The following is a 20,084-nucleotide window of genomic DNA, read 5'->3' as shown; positions in this document are numbered from 1 at the left end:
TTGTGGGTTCGACGTCGGCGGCGCATGCGGTCGAGGTGTCGGCCCCGTTGGTGACCACGACGACGGACCTGGCGGTTCCTGCCACTGCTGTGACCGGTACTGCGGTTGATCTGACCGCGACTGTCGGTCCGGCGGATGCGGTGGGCACGCTGCAGTTCAAGGACGGTGGCGTGAACATCGGTGCGCCGGTTGCGGTTTCCGGTGGCACCGCGACTCTGTCGCACACGTTCGACACGGTCGGGTCGCGGTCGATCACTGCTGAGTTCATCGCGGGTGCCGGCTTCAGCGGGTCCACCTCGACGGCTTCGGTCGTCGCGGTGACCGCTCCGGCCGCGGACACCACTACCGTCCTGTCGGCTCCGGCCGACGCCAAGACCGGCACGTCGGTCGATCTGTCCGCGACCGTCACCCCGGCCACGGCCACGGGTTCGGTGCAGTTCAAGGACGGTGGCGTCGACATCGGTGCTGCGGTTGCGGTTTCGGGTGGCGTGGCGACCCTGGCCCACACGTTCGACACGGTTGCCCAGCACAGCATCACCGCGGTCTTCAGCGGCGGTGCGGGCTTCAACAACTCGACGTCCACGGCCTCGGTCGTCGACGTGACCGCCCCGGCGGCGAATGACGTGGAGACCTCCACCACGCTCGCCACGATCGGCAGCGTCGCAAAGGGCGACACGGTCGAGCTCAAGGCGACCGTCAACCCGGCCACCGCCAACGGGACCGTGCAGTTCAAGGTCGCCGGTGTCGCGGTCGGTTCCCCGGTCGCTGTGGTCGACGGCGTTGCGACCGCGTCGCACACCTTCGCCGATGCGGGCACCTTCGCTGTCACGGCGGAGTTCGTCGGTGCGGAGGGCTTCACCAATTCGACCGCAGCGCCGCAGTCGGTGACCGTTCCGGGCGTCACCGATCCCGGTGACGGGACGGGCAGCACCGGCAGCCTGGACGGACTGGGCAGCCTCACCAGCATCTTCGGATCCTGATCCGCGGGTGAGGCCGGTGAAGTAGTACCGGCACCGAAGATGGAGTGCGCCGTCGACACACAGTCGGCGGCGCACTCCATGCGTGTACGGAGGCGAGTGGGGGCTAGACGCCGGCGGTCAGTGCGACGGTGAGGGGAACTACCGTCAGGAAGCACACGGCGGCGACGAACAGCGCGATGACGCCGGCGCGGTTCCAGCCGCCTCGGGCCCCGCTGGCAGCGGTGACCATCAGGACGAACCCGATGCAGACGGAACCAATTGTGAGGATCACTGACATGTCCAGCATGGGATGGATTCTGCCCGGTCGGCCCCGGTGCCCGGCGTCCGGCCGCCCCTTCCGGCCGCCCCGGCCGGGTGACAGTTCGGTCCGCCAGGCGAATGTCATATCTCTGAGGTAACTTCCCCTTACCGTTTGTGCATCATTTGGGTACGTCCGACGGCAGAATGGCACACGCCGCAGCCTGAATTCGGATAAGAGTGAGGGGTCAGCTCCAATGCGCCTGAAAAAGATCGTTGCCGTCGCCGCTGCCTCCGCGGCCGCCGCCGGAATGTTGGCATCCGGTGCGGTGGCGCAAGCCGCACCCGCGGGCGAGTGCCCCACCATGTACGTCGTTGCCATTCCCGGAACGTGGGAGACCTCGACCGCGGCGGACCGGGCCCCGACACCGGGCATGTTGGCCGGGGTCACCGACCGACTCCGCGGGACGGACATCCGCACCGACTACGTCACCTATGCGGCCACGGCCTTCCCCTGGGAGGGGGATGTGTACGGCGCGTCGAAGAAGCAGGCCCACGACAACGCGCGCGGCATGCTCGAGGCGATGCAGCAGCGTTGTGGGGACACCAAGTTCGGGATCATCGGTTACAGCCAAGGTGCGGACGCCGCGGGTGATCTGGCCTCCGAGATCGGCACCGGCACGAGCACCGTCCGCCCGGAGAAGGTCGCGGCGGTCGGCCTGCTGTCCGACCCGCGACGCTCCGCGAGCGACGCCCTGATCGGCCCCCGAGTGCCCGGCGACGGCGCCGGTGGCGCCCGGATCGGCGGCTTCGGTTGGATCAGTGACCGGACGGTGACCTTCTGCGCCGAAGGCGACCTGTACTGCTCCACGGAGGACGACGACTACGTGACCCGGCTGGCGGGCTTCGCCGCTCAGAACTCCGACGCGGGGTCCTCGGACACCCCGCGGTCAGGCGCCGAGGCCCGCGAAATCTGGAACGACCTGAACATGGCCGGCGGCATCCCTGCGCTGCAGGGCCAGTTGACCGATGACGCCAACGAGAAGCGGGTCGCGCAACTCGCTCAGTTCTACGGGTCGGGCGCGCACCAGACCTACCAGGGCTATGCCGTCGACCGTGAGGGCAACACGCCGGCCACCTGGCTCGCGACCTGGCTGCGGGACAAGGCCGCCTGACCCGCGGCTCGGCTGCGGTCGGAATTCCGCAGCCGACAGCGGTGTCGATAGTCGAGACACCCAGCCCGGTGCTGGATACGGTTGCTCGCGCTGCCGCGCGGCGGCCGTCAAGAAGGGAACACCAGATGTCTGATCTCCACGTAGTTGCCACGATCGTCGCGAAGGCCGGTTCCGAGGACGAGGTGCGGTCGGCGCTGTCTTCGCTGGCCGCGGCCAGTCGCGAGGAGTCCGGCTGCATCTCCTACGACCTCTTCGAGTCCGCCGGTGCGCCCGGCACCTTCGTCACCGTCGAGATCTGGGCTGATCAGCAGGCGCTGCAGGCGCACGTGACGTCGCCACACTTCACTGCCGCGGCCGGTTCGTTCGGTGCGCACCTCGCCGGTGCCCCGCAGATCCACACCTTGACCCCGGTCGCCTAGCCGAAAGGGCACCGTCCGGGGTGCTGATCTACTAGCGTGAGCCCGCTCGGCCCGTTGTTCACTGGGTGGGCGCCGAGCGGGGCACGCGTTTGTGGCCGATCCGGGCCACATGACCGGGAGCGAGAGGTGCGCCATGCGACTGTCAGGTGACTCGGCCTCGGCCGCCCGCGATCTGGTGGTTGCGCTGGCCTCGGTGATGGAGGCGCAGAGCGGGGAACTCGAGGCGCGGGTGATCGACCGGCTGACCTCCGAGATGGAGGAGGCGCGGGATCCGCTGATCGCGTCGATGCAGGCCGCCGCCACCATGGAGTCGATGGCGTCGATCCGCGAGATCCTGCAGGGCAGGTTGGAGGCTGGGCGCACCGATGCACCGGCGGCCGCGCTCGAGCATGCGCGGCGGCTCGCCCAGCGCGGTGTCGCTCCCTCCGCGTTGGAGCGGGCCAACCGGCTGTCCTCCGACACCGTGATGCGGTGGTGCCTCGAGCAGATGGAGCTGCTCACCGATGACGCGGCGGTGATCGCCCAGGCCGCGGTGCTGATCATGACCGACTCCGCCGGCTACGCGGATCGGGTGGCTCACCAGTTGGCGAGCGCCTTCGAGTCCGAGCGTCAACTGTGGCAGCGCAGCAGTAACGCCGCCCGTGAGAGCTGTATCGGGCAGCTCCTCGCGGGCCGGGAGGTCGACCCGCACACCGCCGAACTCACCCTCGGGTACCGGCTGTCGCAGCGGCATCTGGCCATCGCGGTGTGGACCGCCGAGACGCAGTCCCGCGACGACCAGATGAAGTTTCTCGAGCGTTCGGTGGGCGCGCTCGCGGAGCGGCTCGGATGCGCCGGCCCGCCGCTGGTCCTGCCCCGCGCCGACAACGAGGTGTGGGCGTGGTTGCCCGTCGGGCCGTCGGCCGACATCTCGGTGATCGGATCGGTCGTGGCGGGCTGGGAGCGCCTGGTCAAGGTCGCGGTCGGGGCGCCGGCGGACGGTGTGACCGGTTTCCGGCGTACCCACCAGCAGGCGATGTCCGCGCAGGTGGTGGCCCAGAACTCGGCGCGCCCCGGCCCGCTCGTCGTCTCCAGTACGGACGTCGGGCCGATCGCCCTGATGTGTGCGGACATGCCGGCCGCGCGGAGTTGGGTGCGCGACGTGCTCGGCCCGCTGGCCGTGGAGGATGTCGCGAGCGAGCGCCTGCGCGAGACGATCCGCGTGTTCCTGGCCAACGGTTCGAGCTACACCGCGACCGCGGACCAGCTGAACATGCACAAGAACTCGGTGGTGTACCGGCTCCGCAAGGCGGAGGACCAGCTCGGACACAAGCTCCGCGACGGCCGCCTCGACCTCGAAGTCGCGTTGGCTCTGTGCCATTGGCTCGGCGCGGCGGTGCTCGGGGCGGGTCCGGACGGGCCCGCCCCGGCGCGGATGGCTAGCGGGCGGCACTCGCCGGTTCCGGCGTCGCCGTCCTGATGAAGTAGGCGACCTCCTCGATCGCCCGCTGCGCTTCCGGCACCAGGTCGGCGGCCGCCTGGAACACGTGCACCTGGTGGCGCCACACCTGGAGTTCGCAGGGCACGCCCGCCTCGGCGAGACGATCGGCCATCAGTTCGGAATCCGGCAGCAGCAGTTCGTGCGACCCGACCTGGATCAGCACCGGCGGCAGGCCCCGCAGGTCGCTGTCGACCGGGCACAGGCGCAATCGGTCGCGGGTCGACGCCGACCGGGAGTCGCGCAGGCCGGAGATCCGGGCGAGTTCGTCGAGCGCATTGCTCGGGAGCATGGCGTCGCGACCGGCATTGCGGTGTCCGGTCTTGCGGACGGGGTCCATCTCGGTCAGCGGTGAGAGCGCCACGATGCCGGCCGGACCGGGCAGGCCCTGTGCGCGGATCGCGAGCGGGACCATGAAGGACAGGTAGCCGCCCGCCGAGTCCCCGGCGATCACGATCTGGTCGGGCCGGTAACCCTTGGCCAGCAGCCAGCGGTAGCCGTCGACCCCGTCGTCGACGGCGTCGCTGATGCTGTGGTCGGGGAGCATGCGGTAGTCGACCATCAGCACGGGCGCCTGCGCGGCGGCCGAGATCCGTGAGACCAGACGCTGATGGGTGCCGACCCCGCAGAACATGAATCCGCCGCCGTGCAGGTAGAGGACGACGCGGTCGTCGTCGGCGCCGTCCGCTCGGAGCCACTGCGCGTTGCAGTGGTCGAGCAGGATGGTGTGGCTGCGGGTCCCCTCGATCGGTGGGTGGACCCGGGCGCTCACGTCGTCGAGGAACTTCATCGGCCAGGGCAGGGCCGACGCCTTCGCCCACATCGAGATGACCGGGCGGACCGTCATCCGCAATGTGTGGGCCAACAGGTGCGACTGCATGCTGGTGCTGCGGATGTCGTGGCGGTCGACCGTCGTCGGGAGGTGGCCCGGGAAGGGCGTCGCGGCGCCACCCGTGAACGGCACTGCCGCCGCCCCGAACTCGCGGTCGCCGACATTGACAAATTCCACAACTTCATTGCTGGTCACGTGGGACATCCTTGGACTTCGCAGGGAACGCGATCGTCATCGGTGCGCATGGTGCAGCTGTCGATTTGCGCGGTCGTTATGTGATGGCGGTCACTGGCATTCCCAAGGAGCGTAGGTCGGATCCCCAGGCCTGCCACCGGGCTGACCGCACGAGAATTCGCCCCGCATCTGTACCGAGCGTCCAGTACGTGTGTACCGAGCGTCCAACTTCGGTACTTTTCGTCGTTTCCTGCCGGACTACGAGGGTCGTCGCGAGGTCAGCAGGTCCCGCACGTGCCCGGTCTCGTTGACCGACGCCGTGCGCGTGCTGCCGTTGCGCGAGATCAACACCCGCGTCACCGACGTGTAGTCGAGCGGGAAGGTCAGCGGCCGCTCGAGCCCGAGCAGGTGCTGCAGGTACACGTTGATCACGCCGCCGTGCGCGAACACCGCCACGGTGTCCTCGTGGTGGGCGGCGTCGACGACCCGGCCGAATCCGGCCAGGACGCGGGCCCGGAAGGCCTGCTCGTCGACGAAGTCCGGTAGATGCCCCGCGAGGATCCGCGCGTAGGTGTCCGGCGCGATGTCCTTGGCCTCATGGATGGGGATGTAGTGGGAGTGGCCGTGGTCGTACTCGGCGAGTCCCGGGTCGGTGCCGACGGGCAGGCCGAGTGCCTCGGCAACCGGGGCCGCGGTGGCCAATGCACGTCGCTGGGGGCTGCTGACCAGAGCCGACACCCCGTACGGGGCGAGCGCCAGGGGCAGTCGCTTGGCCTGCTCGGTCCCCTCGGGCGTCAGCCCCGGATCCGCGACGCCGTCGTCGGCGACGGAGAGGACACGTTCGGGCAGGGCATGGCGGACCAGGAGCAGTTGCACCAGGTCACCCTAGCCGTGCGTCGTCGGAGGTTTCACGTGGAACCCTCATCTCCCGGTCGCTGCGCTCCTGCCCGCCGCCTCCCGTCGCTCCCACGCCGCGATCAGCGCCAGGTAGACGAGCCACCCGGTGACGGCGACCAGTTGCAGGCGTTGGGCGTAGCCGAGCAGCCACACCTCGTCCCCGCGGCCGTCCATGTCGATGGCGAAGAGGGTCCACGCGTTACCGACCAGGTACGTCACCACCACCGCCAGCCCACCCCAACGGGTCCAGCGCGGCCAGCCGTAGCGGAACGCCGCGAGGATGAACGCGAACACCGAGACCGCGGCGGCGGTCGCGGCGATCGTGCTGGTCGAGGCGTGCAGGAAACGGGACTCGTCGAGCAGGCCGGCCTGTTCCCGGGCCGCGCAGGCGGCGCTGGCGTGGGCCGCACAGTCCAGCGGCATCCGGGAGTCCAGGATCGTCGCGACGGCGAACACCCCGAGGCCGACCCAGCCGACCGTCGTCAGCGGTCGGCGCGGACGCAGCCACAGCGCGAGCAGCGCCGCGGCGGTGAGCACGACGCCGGTCAGCAGGTCGCCGGTGCGGTAGAACAGGCCCCACGGCTGGTCCAGTGCGGCCAGTTCGCTGGCGTAGGCGCGGGACTGGTCGAGGTGTGAGCTCAGGAACCAGCCGAGCAGCCACGTCGAGTACAGCACCGGGCCGAGCGCCAGTAACGCCACCAGCAGGGTCCGCTCCCGGCGTCGCCGGTCGCGGGCGGTCGCCCCGACGGTCGACGCGGTGACGCGGTCGATCATTGGCGCGGCTTCGCCAACGGGAACGCCAGGGTCTCACGGATGCTCCCACCGGTGATCAGCATGACGACGCGGTCCACACCCATGCCGAGGCCGCCGGTCGGGGGCATCGCGTGCTCGAGTGCCTGCAGGAAGTCCTCGTCCAGTTCCATGGCCTCCTCGTCGCCGCCCGCCGCGAGCATCGACTGCTCGGTGAGCCGTCGGCGCTGGTCCACCGGGTCGGTGAGCTCGCTGTAGGCGGTGCCGAGTTCGATGCCCCAGGCCACCAGGTCCCACTTCGCGGCGACGCCGGGGATCGTCGGGTGCGGCCGGGTCAGCGGCGACATCGAGGTGGGGAAGTTGGTGTAGAAGGTCGGGAACTCCGTGTGGTCCTCCACCAGGTGTTCGTACATCTCCTGCGCGACGGCGCCGGCGTCGGTGCTCGGCTGGTGCGGGATCTGGTGTTCCTCGCACAGCCGGAGCAGTTCGCGGACCGGGGTGGACGGGGTGACCGCGACGCCGAGCTTCTCGGTGACCGCGTCGTGCATGGTCTTGACGGGCCACTCGCCGGAGATGTCGACCTTGACGGGGGTGCCGTCGGGTCCGGGGCGCAGGATGACCTCCCGGCCGTGCGCGGCGACCGCGGCGGCCTGGATCAGCTCGCGGCACAGCACCATCATCTTCTCGTAGTCGCTGTGAGCCTCGTACGCCTCGAGGATCGTGAACTCCGGGTTGTGCTTGAAGTCGACGCCCTCGTTGCGGAACACCCGGCCGATCTCGAAGACCCGTTCCATGCCGGCCACGCAGAGCCGCTTGAGGTACAGCTCCGGGGCGATCCGCAGGTACAGGTCCAGGTGGTAGGCGTTGATGTGGGTGTGGAACGGCGCCGCGTTGGCCCCGCCGTGCACCTGCTGCAGGATCGGCGTCTCCACCTCCAGGTACTGCCGCTGCGAGAGCGAGTCGCGCAGGGACTTCACCACCGCGCTGCGGGCGACGAGGAGGTCGCGCGCCTCCGGGTTGACGGCGATGTCGACGTAGCGCTGCCGCACCCGGGACTCCGGGTCGGACAGCCCCTTCCACTTGTCGGGCAATGGGTGCAGGCACTTGCCGTTCATCCGCCAGTCCGCGGCCAGCAGCGACAGCTCGCCCTTGCGGCTGCGGCCGACGGTCCCGCTCACCTCGATCAGGTCGCCGAGGTCGAACTCGCGGGTGAACGCGTCGAGTCGGTCGCCCACGGTGGTGCGGTCGAAGAGCACCTGGATGTCGCCGGACCAGTCCCGCACCACCGCGAACGTGACGCCGCCGTACGAGCGGATACGGATGACCCGCCCGGCCACCCGGACCTTGGTGCCCTCGGGCGCGCCGAGCGCCCCCGCGACGGTGTGGGTGGGTGGGTACGCGACCGGGTAGGCGTCGACACCCGCCGCGGTCAGCCGGTCCAGCTTGTCCATCCGCACCCGGACCTGCTCCGGGCGCCGGTGACCGTTCTCGGCGGCGGTGTGGCCGCCGTCGGCGCCCGTCGCGGTGGGTTCGTCGGGTGCGCTGCCGTCGGCGTGCAACAGCCCGGTCGCCGTCAGCGCCGCGGGCACGGACTGGTGAGTCCCGGTGTGCTTGCTGATGTCTCGCCGGCCGAACCGGGGGAGGGTGACGAAGCCCTCCGCCACCGCGGAGGCCATGCCGACCTTCGGCAGCACCCGGTTGTCGGCGAAGCACAGGTATCGCGGCGCCCACTCCGGCTGGTACTTCACGTTGGAGCGGTACAGCGCCTCGAGCTGCCACCACTTGGAGAAGAACAGCAGCACCGAGCGCCACACCCGCAGCACCGGTCCGGCGCCGATCCGGGCGCCCTCCTCGAACACCGACCGGAACACCGCGAAGTTCAGCGAGATCCGGGTGATCCCGAACTTGTCGCCGCCGGTCGCCAGCTCCGTGACCATGAACTCCATGACGCCGTTGGGGGCCTTGGGGTTTCGGCGCATCAGGTCGAGAGACACCCCGGTGGCTCCCCACGGCACCAGCGACAGCATGCCCACCACGGTCTCGCCGTCGCCGTCGCCGTCGACCGCGGGGTCGGCCGGGGCGACGGCCTCCACCAGCAGGCAGTCGCCGTCGGTGGGATCGCCGAGCCGGCCGAGGGCCATCGAGAACCCGCGCTCGGTCTCGGTGTCGCGCCAGGCGTCGGCGCGGGCGATCACCTCCGCCATCTCCTCCGGCGGGATGTCGCGGTGCCGGCGGATGCGGGCGGTGATGCCGTGCTTGCGGATTCGGCTGACGGCCTGCCGGACCTGACGCATCTCGCGGCCGTGCAGGTCGAAGTCGCGGGTCTGCAGGATGGCCTCGTCGCCGAGTTGCAAGACGATGAGCCCGGCCCGGTTGTAGGCGGTGGCCCCGTCCTCGCTGGCGCCCATCACCGCCGGCGTCCAGCCGTAGGTGGAGGCCAGGTCCAGCCAGGCGTCCACGGCGTGCGGCCAGGCCTCCTCGTCCCCGATGGGGTCGCCGCTTGCCAGGCACACCCCGAGTTCCACCCGGTAGGTGACCGCCGCCTTGCCGCTGGGCGCGAACACCACCGCCTTGTCGCGCCGGGTGGCGAAGTACCCGAGCGAGTCGTCGCCGCCGGAGTGGGCGAGCAGCCCGCGCAGCGCCGACTCGTCCTCGCCGGTGAGTGCGTTCGTCGAACGCTGCGACCGGAACAGCGTGATGACCGCGGCGAGCAGGGCGAGTGCACCGAACAGGCCGAGCAGGGTGTTGACGAATCCGTGTGTGCGACCGTCGAACTGCTCGTTGTCGACCACGACGATGCCGGCGACACGGTTGAGCGCCCACAGCAGCCGCTGGTTCGGCGGCAGGGTCCCGGGGAAGAGCTCGACCAGGGCCCAGCCGAGCAGGGTGCCGACGGCGAGCCCGCCGACCAGCACGCCGAGGGCCTTCCACACCGCGCCGCGTCGCACCCGGGTGTAGAACTGTGGCCGCGCGGCGACGAGCAGGCCGACCACGAAGACGTGCACCACCAGCGCCACCCCGGCGTGCACGTTGCCCTCGCCGATCAGCACGGCCAGGTTCGCCAGCGCGAACAGGACCAGGTAGACGGTGAGCAGCCACCAGGCGATCCGCTTGCGACTGGCCAGCGCCGCCGCGAGCAGCCCCAGCACCAGGGCCCAGGAGAAGCTGGTGTCGGGCGCGTCGAAGTAGTAGCTGTCGATGTACTCGCGCGGCGTGTGCAGCAGGTACCGGAGCACCGGCGACAGGCTCCACGCGAACACCAGCGTCGCGTAGACCCCGAACACCACACCGGCGATGTGCGGGACCGCGGACAGCCTCCCGTTCCGGGCCCGTTCGAGTGGCCGGGCAGGCGGCACACTGTCGTCGACAGACGATTCGATCGCGGTGCTCGGCGTCATGACATCCAGTGTGATGCCTCCGGCTGTGAGGCGGGGAAGGAAGGGGCGTGTCGACCTGTTGTGCACCCCACTCCGGCTCTGTTCCGGTGACCGTCGGAGTGCTTGACTGGAGGGGTTAGCCGCGTCATCTCGAAGGGCGGTACGGCGATGTGGAAGAAGCGACAGGGTGCACGGGTGCTTCTCGCCGTCGCAGCGCTGGTGCTGTTCGAGGTCGTCGGGGCGACGGGGGTGGCGTCCGCCGGGTCGAGAACCCAGACCGGCGGCGGGGTGTCGGCCGTCGCGAACGTCTCGACGCACCAGTTCACGGTCAGCATCGGCGGCCAGGTGGTCAGGACAATGCCCGCGTCGATGGGCAAACCCGGACACGAGACGCCGCTCGGCACCTTCCACGTCATGGAGAAGTTCCGCAACATGGTGATGGACTCGTCGACCTACGGGGTGCCCGTGGACGCGCCGGAGGGCTACCGGCTCGACGTCGAGTACGCGGTCCGCCTCACCTCGGGGGGCATCTTCGTCCACGGCGCACCCTGGTCCGTCGACTCACAGGGTCACGAGAACGTCAGCCACGGCTGCATCAACCTGAGCACCGAGAACGCCGCGTGGTTCTTCGAGAACGTCGAGGTGGGTGACCCCGTCACCATCGTGGGCTGACGCGTCGCCGGCGGGGGTCGCCCGGGCGGCGGGCCGGCATCCGCGGGAGGATGGGGGCATGTCCGAAACCTTCGACGTCCCCATCCGCGACGAGTCCATCCGGCTCGGTCAGTTCCTCAAACTGGCCAGCCTCATCGAGTCCGGAGCGGAGGCCAAGGAGGTCATCGCCGACGGGATGGTCTCGGTCAACGGCGAGGTCGAGGTCCGCCGCGGCCGGCAGCTCAAGCAGGGCGACGTGGTGTCGATCGGCGAGACCAGCGCGCGGGTCGCCCACTTCTGAAGCCTTCGCGTCAAACGCCGAACGGGCGGTTACCGGGGTCGGCTCTCGGCCGATGCCCCGTCAACCGCCCATTCGGCAGGGGTTCAGTCCTCCGCGCGGACGACGACGCCGTCGTGGTCGCTGTAGACCATCTCGCCCGGGTTGAAGGTGACGCCGCCGAAGCTGACCGGGACGTTCTTCTCGCCGGAACCGGTCTGGGTGCTCTTGCGCGGGTTGGTGCCCAGCGCCTTGATGCCGATCTCGAGGGTGCGCAGGATCGCCGAGTCACGGACCGCGCCGTTCACGATGACGCCCGCCCAGTCGTTGCTCACGCCGCGTCCGCCGATGATGTCGCCGACCAGTGCGGTGTGAATGCTCGCGTCACCGTCGACCACCAGGACGCCGCCGTTGCCCGGCTCGCCCAGGGTCTGCTTGACCAGCAGGTTGTCCTGGAAGCACTTGATGGTGGTGATGCGCCCGGAAAACGTTGCGTGGCCGCCGAACTGGATGAACTGGGTGTCGCAGCTGCGGATCTCGGGGCCGATCTCGTCGGCCAGGTCAGCGGTCGCCACGGGCTCGCTCATGTGTTGTCCCCTTCGTCGGTGTGCCCGTACACCCTAGTTCTCAGGGCTCAGTTGTCGCCACGGCCATGTCGGCGTTCGTAGTCGTCGCGGGTGTCGTTGGCGCGGCGCTGCGCCTTCGCGTCGAGCAGTTCGGGGTCGAGGCCGTGGCTGAGCAGGCGGTGGCGCCGGTAGATGTTCATCAGCGCGACCGCGAAGTACAGCACCGGGAACAGCAGCAGCGCCATCATGGCGAGCGGGATCCACCGCTCACCGGGGATGAGCAGGTAGAACGCCGCGAACAGCGGGATCAGCGGGATCGTGAAGCGCAGCACGTACCGCGTCATCGCCCCGGGCCCGACGAGGTCGTTGCGCACCCAGTCCTGCATGGACTCGGGCAGGACGCCGCCGAACAGGTACCGGAGGTACTGGCCGAGGTTGGGTTTGCGCTGGTCGGGGACCCGGACGCGGAGGTACCGGTCCCGGGTCGGCGGACGTGGCCGGCACGGCTGATCGCTACTGATCGTTGCGGGCGGCGTTCGCCACGATCACGTCGTGCACGTACTGCGCGAGGCCGGGTGCGATGTCGTCGTAGTGCTTGCGGAACCGTTCGTCCGACACGTAGGTCTGGGCGATGCACACCTGCATGTCGTAGCCGCAGTCGTAGTGTCGTCGAATGCCCGCGAGGTGCCGCTCGGCCAGGGCCGCGGCCCGGTCGGCGCCGGCGGGAACGCCTTCGGTCAGTGCGGCGGCGAGGTCGGCCTCGAGCGCGTCGACCTCCGTCTTGATCTGCTGCCAGTCGGCCTTGCTGAACTTCGCAGATCGGGCCTGCGACTGCTTCCAGGCATCGGTCTCACCCCAACGCTGCTCGGCCTCGGCGGCGTACTCCTCGCCCGGCCAGTCGTCGCCGAAGATCTCCCGCTGCTCCGCGGGGGTCAACTGAATTCCCATCGTCTGTGCCTCCATCATCTTCTCTACGGCTGCGGCCATCTGGTGCAGGCGATCAATCCTTTGTTCCAACAACTTTCGCTGTCGCCGTAGGTGCGCCATCGCATCGACGGACGGATCGTCGAGGAGGGCCGAAATCTCCTCGAGGGGGAATCCGAGCTCCCGGTAGGTCAGCACCCGGTGCAGTCGCTCGACGTCCGCCCCCGAGTAGCTGCGGTAGCCGGACGGGGTCCGACCGGACGGCGCGACCAACCCGATCTCGTCGTAGTGGTGCAGTGTTCGCACGCTCACGCCGACCAGCCGGGCAACCTCGCCGACCGTCAGCCTGGACTCCCTGTTCTCGCTCACACCGGAGACCATGCAGCCTCCCGTCGCGTGAGGGTCAAGTGGCGCCGTCAATGTGCATTCCGCCGCTGCCGGGCGTTGCCGACGCTGAGCGCGGCGCGGAGAAGTCCGGGGGCGCGCTTGGCGGTACGGAGCACGGCGCGGTCGATCATGCCGAGGCTCGGCGGGTTTCGGGGAACGGTCCGCTTCGGGTGATCGGTGCCGGCGAGCGCGTAGAGAGGCCAGCTCCCGGGTATGCCCTTCAGTTGCCGTTCCCCACGGTCGGTGAACGACAACCCCGAACCCACGACGAGGTCGCGGACGGCGCGCGAGACCAGCACCTCGCCGGGCCCGGCGTCGGCCCTGATCCGGGCGCCGGTGTGCACGGTCATCCCGGTGATCTCCGGGCCGGCGCGCTCGACCGGGCCGGTGTGGACCCCGGCCCGGACCTCGATGCCCAGCGCGTGCGCGTCGAGGCAGATCTGCCGGGCGCACCGGACCGCGGCCACCGGGCCGTCGAAAGTGCTGAAGGTGCCGTCGCCGGTCACGTTGACCACTCGTCCGCCGGCCCGCTCGACGGTGTCCCGGACTTCGCGTTCGTGGGTGGCACGCAGGGAGGCGTATTTCGAATCGCCGATGTGGGCAAGGACTTCGGTTGATCCGACGATGTCGGTGAACAGCACCGCGGCGAGGAACCGGTCCGCGTCGGCGGGGCGGTGCGCGCCGGTGGCGACCTCCTCGACGTGGTCGAGGACCGGTGTCCACGCCTCGCCCAGCGAGGCGCCGGGCGGGGCTGGTGGGAGCAGGTGGAACCGGCCGTGTGGGATCAGGTCCGCGACATGGTGGGCGGCGGCCCGCGGGACCGGGCTGTCGGGGACCAGCAATACCCGGGCCGGACACTGGATCGACGGCAGCACCTGCGTGTAGTCGAGTCGGAAGATCCACTCGAGGTTGGCGCGCGCGGTGGCCGGGGGCGCGGAGCAGCGCTCGAGCAGCGCCATCAGCCGCCGGTTGTAGGGCGAGTCCACCGCCGGGTCCCACAGTGCCGTGCTGTTTCCCGAACCCCATGTCTCGGCGGCTGCGCGCCACCCCTCGACGTACCGCACCACCTCGCCCGGCGCCCAGCCGAAGGGTGGGTGGTCTGCGTCGACGAGGCTCTCGGCGAACGGCTGGATCAGCACGAGCCCGGTGACCCGCTCGGGCTCGCGTGCGGCGAGCAGGCAGAGCGCGGCGCAGGTGCTGGCGACGCCTACCAGCGTGGCCCGCTGTATCCCGACCTCGTCCATGACCGCGAGGACGTCGCTGACCTGCTCGTCGAGGGTGGGCACGTGGTCGACGGGGTCGGACAGGCCGAGGCCACGACGCTGGAAGTGCACGGTCCGGCCGAAGGTGGACCCGCGTTCCATCAGGTAGTGGATCTGCGGGTCGGTCCACAGCAGGTCGAGGTGCATGTTCAACTCGAAGAACCACACCACGTCGAGGTCCCCGCCGCCCACCACCTGGTACGCGAGCGCACTGCCCTCGCAGTCGACGTACTGGACCTCCGGGGAATCCATCAGTCCAGGCTAGTCGCCGTCCCGCGGCGGCGGGAGGTTCGCCGCTGCGCTGCGTTGGCGACGGTGGCGACGGTGCGCAGCAGCCGCGGGGCGCGCCGGGCCAGACGCAGTACCGAACGGTCGAACATGTTGGGAATCGGATGGTTTCGTTCCAGCAGCGGGGTGGGGAGGATCGTGTCGTCGAGTGTGTACAGCGACCACCGGCCGGGTACGCCCCTGAGTTCGTGGAGGTCGCGGTCGACGAAGGAGAGCCCGGATCCCGCGACGAGGTCGCGGACGGCGCGCGAGACCAGTACCTCGCCGGGACCGGCGGCGGCACCGATCCGGGCGCCGGCGTGCACGGTCATCCCGGTGATCTCCGGGCCTGCCCGTTCGACCGGGCCGACGTGCACGCCGGCCCGGACCTCGATACCCAGCGATCCGGCGCCGCCGCAGATTCGATGGGCGCACCGGACCGCGGCCACGGGGCCGTCGAAGGTGCTGAAGGAGCCGTCGCCGGTCACTTTGACCACCCGTCCGCCGCCCTGCTCCACCTCGTCACGGACCTCACGTTCGTGCGCGGCGAGCAGTGCGGTGTACTTCGAATCACCCATGCGGGCAAGGACTTCGGTGGATCCGACAATGTCGGTGAACAGCACCGCGGCGAGGAACCGGTCCGCGTCCGTCGGGCGGTGTGCTCCGGTGGCGATCTCCTCGACATGGTCGAGGACCGGTGTCCACGCCTCGCCCAGCGAGGCGCCCGGCGGGGCGAGTGGCAGCAGGTGGAACCGGCCGTGCGGGATCAGGTCCGCGACGTGCCGGGCGGAGCGTCGGGGGACGGGGCTGTCGGGGACCAGCAACACGCGCGCCGGACACTGGATGGACGGCAGCACCTGGGTGAAGTCGAGTCGGAAGGTCCACTCTAGATGCGTGCGCGCGGTGGACGGGGGTGCGGAACAGCGCTCGAGCAGTGCCATCAGCCTGCGGTTGTAGGGCGAGTCCACCGCCGGGTCCCAGATCCCCGTGCTGTTTCCGGACCCCCACGTCTCGGCGGCCGCGCGCCACCCCGTGACGAATCGTTCCACCTCTTCCGGGTCCCAGCCGAAGGGCGGGCTGTCCGTGTCGAGGAGGCTCTCGCCCAACGGTTGGACGAGGACCAGGCCGGTGACGCGTTCGGGTGCCCGGGCGGCGAGCACGCTGACGGCGGCGCAGGTGCTGGCGACGCCGACCAGCGTGGCCCGCTGTATCCCGACCTCGTCCATGACCGCGAGGAGGTCGCCGACCTGCTCGTCGAGGGTCGGCACCCGGTCGAGCGGGTCGGAGAGCCCGAGCCCGCGCCGCTGGAAGTAGGTGGTCCGCGCGAAGGTGGACCCGCGTTCCATCAGGTAGTGGACGTGCGGGTCGGTCCACATCAGGTCCAGGTGCAGGTTGAACTCGAAGAACCAGACCACGTCCAGGTCTCCGTCGCCCACCACCTGGTACGCGAGCGCACTGCCCTCGCGGTCGACGTACTGGATCTCCGGGGGATCCATCAGTCCAGGCCGGTTGCCGTTCCGCCACGGCGGGGGGTCCGCCGCTGCGCCGCGTTGGCCACGGTGGCGACGGTGCGCAGCAGTCGCGGGGTGCGCCGCGCCATGCCCAGCACCGTGCGGTCGATCATGTTGGGGGTGGGCCTCTTTCGTGCGAGCGGGAGAGTCTCGGGTTCGCCGTCGAGTGCGTACAGCGACCACCGCCCGGGTACGCCCCTGAGCTCGTGGAGGCCGCGGTCGACGAAGGACAGCCCGGACCCCACGACCAGGTCGCGGACGGCGCGGGACGCGAGTACCTCACCCGGGCGGGCGGCGGCCCCGATCCGGGCGCCGACATGGACGGTCAACCCGGTCAGCTCCAGGCCGGTGTGCTCCACCTCGCCGGTGTGCACACCGGCGCGCACCGCGATGCCCAACGCGGTCGCCGACCGGCAGATCCGTTCGGCGCACCGGAGTGCGGCGGCGGGACCGTCGAAGACGCTGAAAGTGCCGTCGCCCGAGACGTTCACGAGGCGCCCGCCGGCCCGATCGACCTCGACCCGGACCTGCCGTTCGTAGGCCGCGCGCAGGTCGCGGTACGCCACGTCACCGATCAGGGCCAGCGTCTCGGTGGAGTGCACCACGTCGGTGAACAGCAGCGACGCGAGGAAGCGGTCCGCGTCGGCGGGGCGGTGCATGCCGGTCGCCGCCTCCTCCACGTGCTCGAGGATCGGCGTCCAGGCCTCGCCGATGGACGAACCCGGCGGAGCGGGTGGCAGCAGGTGGAACCGGCCGTGCGGGATCAGGTCCGCGACGTGCCGGGCGGCGCCGCGCGGCACGAGGCTGGCCGGGGCCAGCAGCACTCGCGCCGGGCACTGGACCGACGGCAGCGCCCGCGAGTAGTCGAGGCGGAAGAGCCACTCGAAGTGGGCCCGGGCGGTCGCCGGGGTGGCCGAGCAGCGCTCCGACAGCGCCATCAGACGCCGGTTGTGCGGCGTGTCCACCGCCGGGTCCCACCTGGCCAGGGAGGCCCCGGTGCCCCATTCGTTGCCCGCGCCGCGCCAGCCGGCGATGTAGCGGGCCCGGGACGCCTCGTCCCAGCCGACCGGCATCCAGTCGGTGCCGAGCAGGCTTTCCGCGAACGGTTGGATCAGCACGAGGCTGCGGACCCGGTCGGGTGACCGGGCCGCCAGCATGCACAGGGCGCCGCAGGTGCTGGTGACGCCCACCATGGTGGCGTGCCGGATCCCGACCTCGTCCATCACCGCGGCGACGTCGTCGGCCTGCTCTTCGAGTGTGGGCACGTGGTCGATGGGGTCGGACAGTCCCACGCCCCGGCGCTGCAGGAACGTGGTGCGCGCGAAGGTGGTGCCGCGCTCGAGCAGGTAGTTGATGTGCGGGTCCGTCCACATCAGGTCCAGGTGCTGCGCCACCTCGAAGTACCAGATCACGTCGCGTCGCGTCGCGTCCCGGGCCTGCTGCGACTCGCCCACCACCTGGTACGCCAGCGCATGACCGTCACGCTGGACGTACCGGGTACCCGGCGGGTCCATTTCCCAAGCGTAGTACCGCCACTCGTGAGCGCGGGTAAGTGATTCGACGGCAACAGTTTTGACTCGGCGGCGACGGGGTACGTGTTAGCTTCGCGAACAATCTCTTGTGCTCTCTGTTGTTCTTGTGAAGTGAGGAACCAGGCGTGACGTTGAACATTGCCGATCTCTACGAAGCCGTCGCGGACGCGATCCCGGACCGGGTTGCGTTGATCTTCGGGTCGTCCGTGCCGGGTTCGGGGCAGCTGGACGTGCAGCGTCGCAGCTACCTCGAGCTGGACCGGCGCGCGAACCGCCTGGCACACCACCTGCAGTCGATCGGCGTGCGGCCCGGCCAGCACGTCGGCATCCACATGCGCAACTGCATCGAGTACGTCGAATGCCTGTTGGCCTGCCTGAAGATCCGGGCCGTGGCGATCAACGTCAACTACCGCTACACCGACGCCGAGCTGGTCTACCTCTACAACAACTCGGAGGTCGTGGCGCTGGTGGTCGAGTCCGACTACGTGCCGACCGTGGCCGCCGCGCTGCCGCAGTGCCCGGGGTTGGCGCACGTGCTGGTGGTCGGTGAGGCGGGCACCGACCTGGCGGGTGTCGACGTCCGGGACTACGAACCGGCGCTGGCGGCGCAGTCGGACGAACGCGACTTCGCCCCGCGCAGCGCCGACGACCACTTCGTCGTCTACACCGGCGGCACCACCGGCATGCCCAAGGGCGTGGTGTGGCGGCACGAGGACTTCTTCTACGCGGCCCTGTCCGGCGCGAACCTGGCGGGGCCGCCGCGGCGATCCGTCGGCGAAGTGGTGGACGCCGCGGTCGCGAACACGAATCCGGCCGTGCTGATGCTGATTCCGCCGCTCATGCACGGCGCCGCGATCTACTCCCTGCTCACCGCGTTCCTGTCCGGCGCGCCGCGCGTGCTGGCCCGCACCTTCGACCCCGAGCAGGTGCTGCGCCTCGTCGAGGCGGAGTCGATCGCCGGCATCACGGTCGTCGGCGACGCCATCGCCGGGCCGATCGCGGACGCCGTCGCAGAGCACGGCTCGCGGTACGACCTGACGTCGCTGAAGCTGATCGGTTCCGGCGGTGCCCTGTTCTCGCCCGCACTCAAGGACCGGCTGCGCGACATGCTGCCCGGGCTCGTGGTCAAGGACGCTTTCGGCGCCTCGGAGTCCGGCAACGACGGGGTGGTGGAGTTCGGCGCCGACGGCACCAAGCGGATCCGGTCCAACCCGAACATGCTGCTGGTCGACGAGCGGAACCGGGTGCTCGACGCGGACTCCGCGGAGCCCGGCTTCATCGCCCGCCGCGGCCACGTCCCGCTCGCGTACTTCGGCGACCCGGACAAGACGGCCGCGACGTTCCCCACCGTGGACGGGGTGCGGTTGGCGGTGCTCGGCGACATGGGTCGGCGGGAGGCGGACGGGACGATCGTGCTGCTCGGCCGCGGCTCGACGTGTATCAACTCGGGCGGCGAGAAGGTGTACCCCGAGGAGGTGGAGCTGGCCCTCAAGACGCACCCCGCGGTGCTCGACGCCCTGGTCGCCGGCGCCCCCGACGCCCGGTTCGGCGAGAAGGTGGCCGCGGTGGTGGCGCTGCGGGACGGGCACGAGGACGTGGACACCGCCGAGCTCGCCGAGCACTGCCGGGCCCACGTCGCCGGGTACAAGATCCCGCGGTCGATCGTGGTGGTGCCGGCCGTGCTGCGCTCGCCGAGCGGCAAGGCGGACTACCGCTGGGCCAAGGAGACGGTCGCGCAGGCCTGACCCGCGGCCCGGCGGTGTGGCCGCCGAGTACGGTCGGTTGTGTGCTGATCTGGTACGTCAGTTACGGGTCGAACATGTCGGTCGACCGGCTGGGTTGCTACCTGCGGGGCGGTCGCCCCGCCGGTGGTCGGCGCACCCAACCCGGCGCGCGCGACGGCCGCGCACCGCGGGAGTCGGCGCCGGTCCTGGTGCCGGGCCGGGTCTTCTTCGCGGGCCGCTCGCGGGTGTGGGGCGGCGGCCGGGCCTTCTACGACCCGGACGAGGCGGGCCGGGTCGCGGCCCGGGCGTACCTGCTGACCGAGGAGCAGTTCGACGACGTGCGGTCCCAGGAGCCCGAGTGCTACGACAGGGTGCTGGACCTGGGGCGCCGCGGCGGGCTCGCGATGCGCACGTTCACCTGCCGGGCCCGGGGGTCGACGGCGGTGCACACGGCCCCGTCGCCCGCCTATCTGCGGGCACTCGGCGCGGGCCTGCGGGAGGCACACGGCTGGGATCCCGGGCAGGTCGCGGACTACCTCGCGGCCGCTGTTTCGTGGAACCGGACCTCCCCGGTGCCCGCGGCAGCCGCGGTCGCCGGGACGGCAGTGGCGGTTTCTCGGCTGCCCTGTGATGCGGGCCACCGACCAGGTAGGTTGACGTAACTC

17 protein-coding genes and 2 pseudogenes are annotated in these 20,084 nt (G+C 70.5%); 8 read left to right on the top strand and 11 right to left on the bottom strand.

Annotated features, from left to right (window positions below):
- The coding region (locus AC1DWC_RS25875; RefSeq protein WP_477912663.1) for an Ig-like domain-containing protein at positions 1-980 on the top strand (980 nt) is incomplete at its 5' end.
- A 103-nt stretch (positions 981-1,083) separates the two neighbouring features.
- Here AC1DWC_RS25875 and AC1DWC_RS25870 read toward each other — a convergent pair.
- Positions 1,084-1,266: a hypothetical protein gene (locus AC1DWC_RS25870; protein WP_477912661.1), complete on the bottom strand. Its 183-nt coding sequence runs from the start codon at positions 1,264-1,266 to the stop codon at positions 1,084-1,086.
- Positions 1,267-1,474: 208 nt separating this feature from the next.
- Between AC1DWC_RS25870 and AC1DWC_RS25865 the strand changes: the two genes are divergently transcribed.
- The 3 genes from AC1DWC_RS25865 (at position 1,475) to AC1DWC_RS25855 (ending at position 4,270) form a co-directional block, all read left to right on the top strand.
- A complete protein-coding gene (locus AC1DWC_RS25865; protein WP_477912659.1) occupies positions 1,475-2,392 on the top strand; it encodes a cutinase family protein in 918 nt (305 codons plus the stop codon).
- A gap of 125 nt (positions 2,393-2,517) precedes the next feature.
- Positions 2,518-2,811: a putative quinol monooxygenase gene (locus AC1DWC_RS25860; protein ID WP_477912657.1), complete on the top strand. Its 294-nt coding sequence runs from the start codon at positions 2,518-2,520 to the stop codon at positions 2,809-2,811.
- 133 nt (positions 2,812-2,944) lie between these two features.
- Positions 2,945-4,270, top strand: coding sequence for a PucR family transcriptional regulator (locus AC1DWC_RS25855; RefSeq protein WP_477912655.1), 1,326 nt, complete (start codon positions 2,945-2,947; stop codon positions 4,268-4,270).
- Here AC1DWC_RS25855 and AC1DWC_RS25850 read toward each other — a convergent pair.
- The 4 genes from AC1DWC_RS25850 to lysX form a co-directional block, all read right to left on the bottom strand.
- The gene (locus tag AC1DWC_RS25850; RefSeq protein ID WP_477912653.1) at positions 4,230-5,315 is read right to left on the bottom strand and encodes an alpha/beta hydrolase; all 1,086 of its coding nucleotides are present in this window, start codon (positions 5,313-5,315) and stop codon (positions 4,230-4,232) included. The two genes, AC1DWC_RS25855 and AC1DWC_RS25850, sit on opposite strands and share 41 nt — an antisense overlap.
- 237 nt (positions 5,316-5,552) lie before the next feature.
- On the bottom strand, positions 5,553-6,170 hold the full coding sequence (locus tag AC1DWC_RS25845; protein ID WP_477912651.1) for a histidine phosphatase family protein: 618 nt from the start codon (positions 6,168-6,170) through the stop codon (positions 5,553-5,555).
- Between the two features lie 45 nt (positions 6,171-6,215).
- Complete coding sequence (locus AC1DWC_RS25840) at positions 6,216-6,965, bottom strand: DUF998 domain-containing protein (RefSeq protein WP_477912649.1); 750 nt, start codon at positions 6,963-6,965, stop codon at positions 6,216-6,218.
- Positions 6,962-10,339: a bifunctional lysylphosphatidylglycerol synthetase/lysine--tRNA ligase LysX gene (gene lysX, locus AC1DWC_RS25835; RefSeq protein WP_477912647.1), complete on the bottom strand. Its 3,378-nt coding sequence runs from the start codon at positions 10,337-10,339 to the stop codon at positions 6,962-6,964. The genes AC1DWC_RS25840 and lysX overlap by 4 nt, the downstream gene beginning before the upstream one ends.
- Positions 10,340-10,570: 231 nt before the next feature.
- Between lysX and AC1DWC_RS25830 the strand changes: the two are divergent.
- Both AC1DWC_RS25830 and AC1DWC_RS25825 read left to right on the top strand, forming a co-directional pair.
- Positions 10,571-10,990, top strand: a pseudogene (locus AC1DWC_RS25830) (L,D-transpeptidase); the annotation flags it as partial.
- 58 nt (positions 10,991-11,048) lie between these two features.
- Positions 11,049-11,270: an RNA-binding S4 domain-containing protein gene (locus AC1DWC_RS25825; protein WP_477838031.1), complete on the top strand. Its 222-nt coding sequence runs from the start codon at positions 11,049-11,051 to the stop codon at positions 11,268-11,270.
- Positions 11,271-11,353: 83 nt separating this feature from the next.
- On the opposite strand, the gene rraA is transcribed toward AC1DWC_RS25825, so the two are convergent.
- The 6 genes and pseudogenes from rraA to AC1DWC_RS25795 form a co-directional block, all read right to left on the bottom strand.
- The gene (rraA, locus tag AC1DWC_RS25820) at positions 11,354-11,833 is read right to left on the bottom strand and encodes a ribonuclease E activity regulator RraA (RefSeq protein ID WP_477912645.1); all 480 of its coding nucleotides are present in this window, start codon (positions 11,831-11,833) and stop codon (positions 11,354-11,356) included.
- Between the two features lie 47 nt (positions 11,834-11,880).
- A pseudogene (locus AC1DWC_RS25815) lies at positions 11,881-12,255 on the bottom strand (DUF5313 family protein); the annotation flags it as partial.
- Positions 12,256-12,325: 70 nt separating this feature from the next.
- Positions 12,326-13,117: a MerR family transcriptional regulator gene (locus AC1DWC_RS25810; RefSeq protein WP_477912643.1), complete on the bottom strand. Its 792-nt coding sequence runs from the start codon at positions 13,115-13,117 to the stop codon at positions 12,326-12,328.
- 35 nt (positions 13,118-13,152) lie between these two features.
- Positions 13,153-14,637 carry an adenylate/guanylate cyclase domain-containing protein gene (locus AC1DWC_RS25805; RefSeq protein ID WP_477912641.1) on the bottom strand — a complete coding sequence of 495 codons (1,485 nt, stop codon included), beginning with the start codon at positions 14,635-14,637 and terminating at the stop codon, positions 13,153-13,155.
- Positions 14,637-16,148 carry an adenylate/guanylate cyclase domain-containing protein gene (locus AC1DWC_RS25800; RefSeq protein WP_477912639.1) on the bottom strand — a complete coding sequence of 504 codons (1,512 nt, stop codon included), beginning with the start codon at positions 16,146-16,148 and terminating at the stop codon, positions 14,637-14,639. Before AC1DWC_RS25800 ends, AC1DWC_RS25805 begins: the two co-directional genes overlap by 1 nt.
- On the bottom strand, positions 16,148-17,677 hold the full coding sequence (locus tag AC1DWC_RS25795) for an adenylate/guanylate cyclase domain-containing protein (RefSeq protein WP_477912637.1): 1,530 nt from the start codon (positions 17,675-17,677) through the stop codon (positions 16,148-16,150). The genes AC1DWC_RS25800 and AC1DWC_RS25795 overlap by 1 nt, the downstream gene beginning before the upstream one ends.
- A 143-nt stretch (positions 17,678-17,820) precedes the next feature.
- Between AC1DWC_RS25795 and AC1DWC_RS25790 the strand changes: the two genes are divergently transcribed.
- Positions 17,821-19,440 (top strand): acyl-CoA synthetase, encoded by a 1,620-nt coding sequence (locus tag AC1DWC_RS25790; protein WP_477912635.1) that lies wholly within the window; start codon positions 17,821-17,823, stop codon positions 19,438-19,440.
- A gap of 41 nt (positions 19,441-19,481) precedes the next feature.
- A complete protein-coding gene (locus AC1DWC_RS25785; RefSeq protein WP_477912633.1) occupies positions 19,482-20,081 on the top strand; it encodes a hypothetical protein in 600 nt (199 codons plus the stop codon).
- Positions 20,082-20,084: the final 3 nt, after the last annotated feature.

Source organism: Rhodococcus sp. P4_C10 (assembly GCF_056402135.1).
This window is presented reverse-complemented; position numbering and strand designations above follow the sequence as displayed.

Excerpts from the sequence above, each read along its gene's own strand:
- AC1DWC_RS25855 (WP_477912655.1), top strand. The coding sequence starts at position 2,945 with ATGCGACTGTCAGGTGACTCGGCCTCGGCCGCCCGCGATCTGGTGGTT.
- AC1DWC_RS25800 (WP_477912639.1), bottom strand. The coding sequence starts at position 16,148 with ATGGATCCCCCGGAGATCCAGTACGTCGACCGCGAGGGCAGTGCGCTC.
- rraA (WP_477912645.1), bottom strand. The coding sequence starts at position 11,833 with ATGAGCGAGCCCGTGGCGACCGCTGACCTGGCCGACGAGATCGGCCCC.
- lysX (WP_477912647.1), bottom strand. The coding sequence starts at position 10,339 with ATGACGCCGAGCACCGCGATCGAATCGTCTGTCGACGACAGTGTGCCG.
- AC1DWC_RS25860 (WP_477912657.1), top strand. The coding sequence starts at position 2,518 with ATGTCTGATCTCCACGTAGTTGCCACGATCGTCGCGAAGGCCGGTTCC.
- AC1DWC_RS25840 (WP_477912649.1), bottom strand. The coding sequence starts at position 6,965 with ATGATCGACCGCGTCACCGCGTCGACCGTCGGGGCGACCGCCCGCGAC.
- AC1DWC_RS25810 (WP_477912643.1), bottom strand. The coding sequence starts at position 13,117 with ATGGTCTCCGGTGTGAGCGAGAACAGGGAGTCCAGGCTGACGGTCGGC.
- AC1DWC_RS25795 (WP_477912637.1), bottom strand. The coding sequence starts at position 17,677 with ATGGACCCGCCGGGTACCCGGTACGTCCAGCGTGACGGTCATGCGCTG.
- AC1DWC_RS25805 (WP_477912641.1), bottom strand. The coding sequence starts at position 14,637 with ATGGATTCCCCGGAGGTCCAGTACGTCGACTGCGAGGGCAGTGCGCTC.
- AC1DWC_RS25825 (WP_477838031.1), top strand. The coding sequence starts at position 11,049 with ATGTCCGAAACCTTCGACGTCCCCATCCGCGACGAGTCCATCCGGCTC.
- AC1DWC_RS25865 (WP_477912659.1), top strand. The coding sequence starts at position 1,475 with ATGCGCCTGAAAAAGATCGTTGCCGTCGCCGCTGCCTCCGCGGCCGCC.
- AC1DWC_RS25870 (WP_477912661.1), bottom strand. The coding sequence starts at position 1,266 with ATGCTGGACATGTCAGTGATCCTCACAATTGGTTCCGTCTGCATCGGG.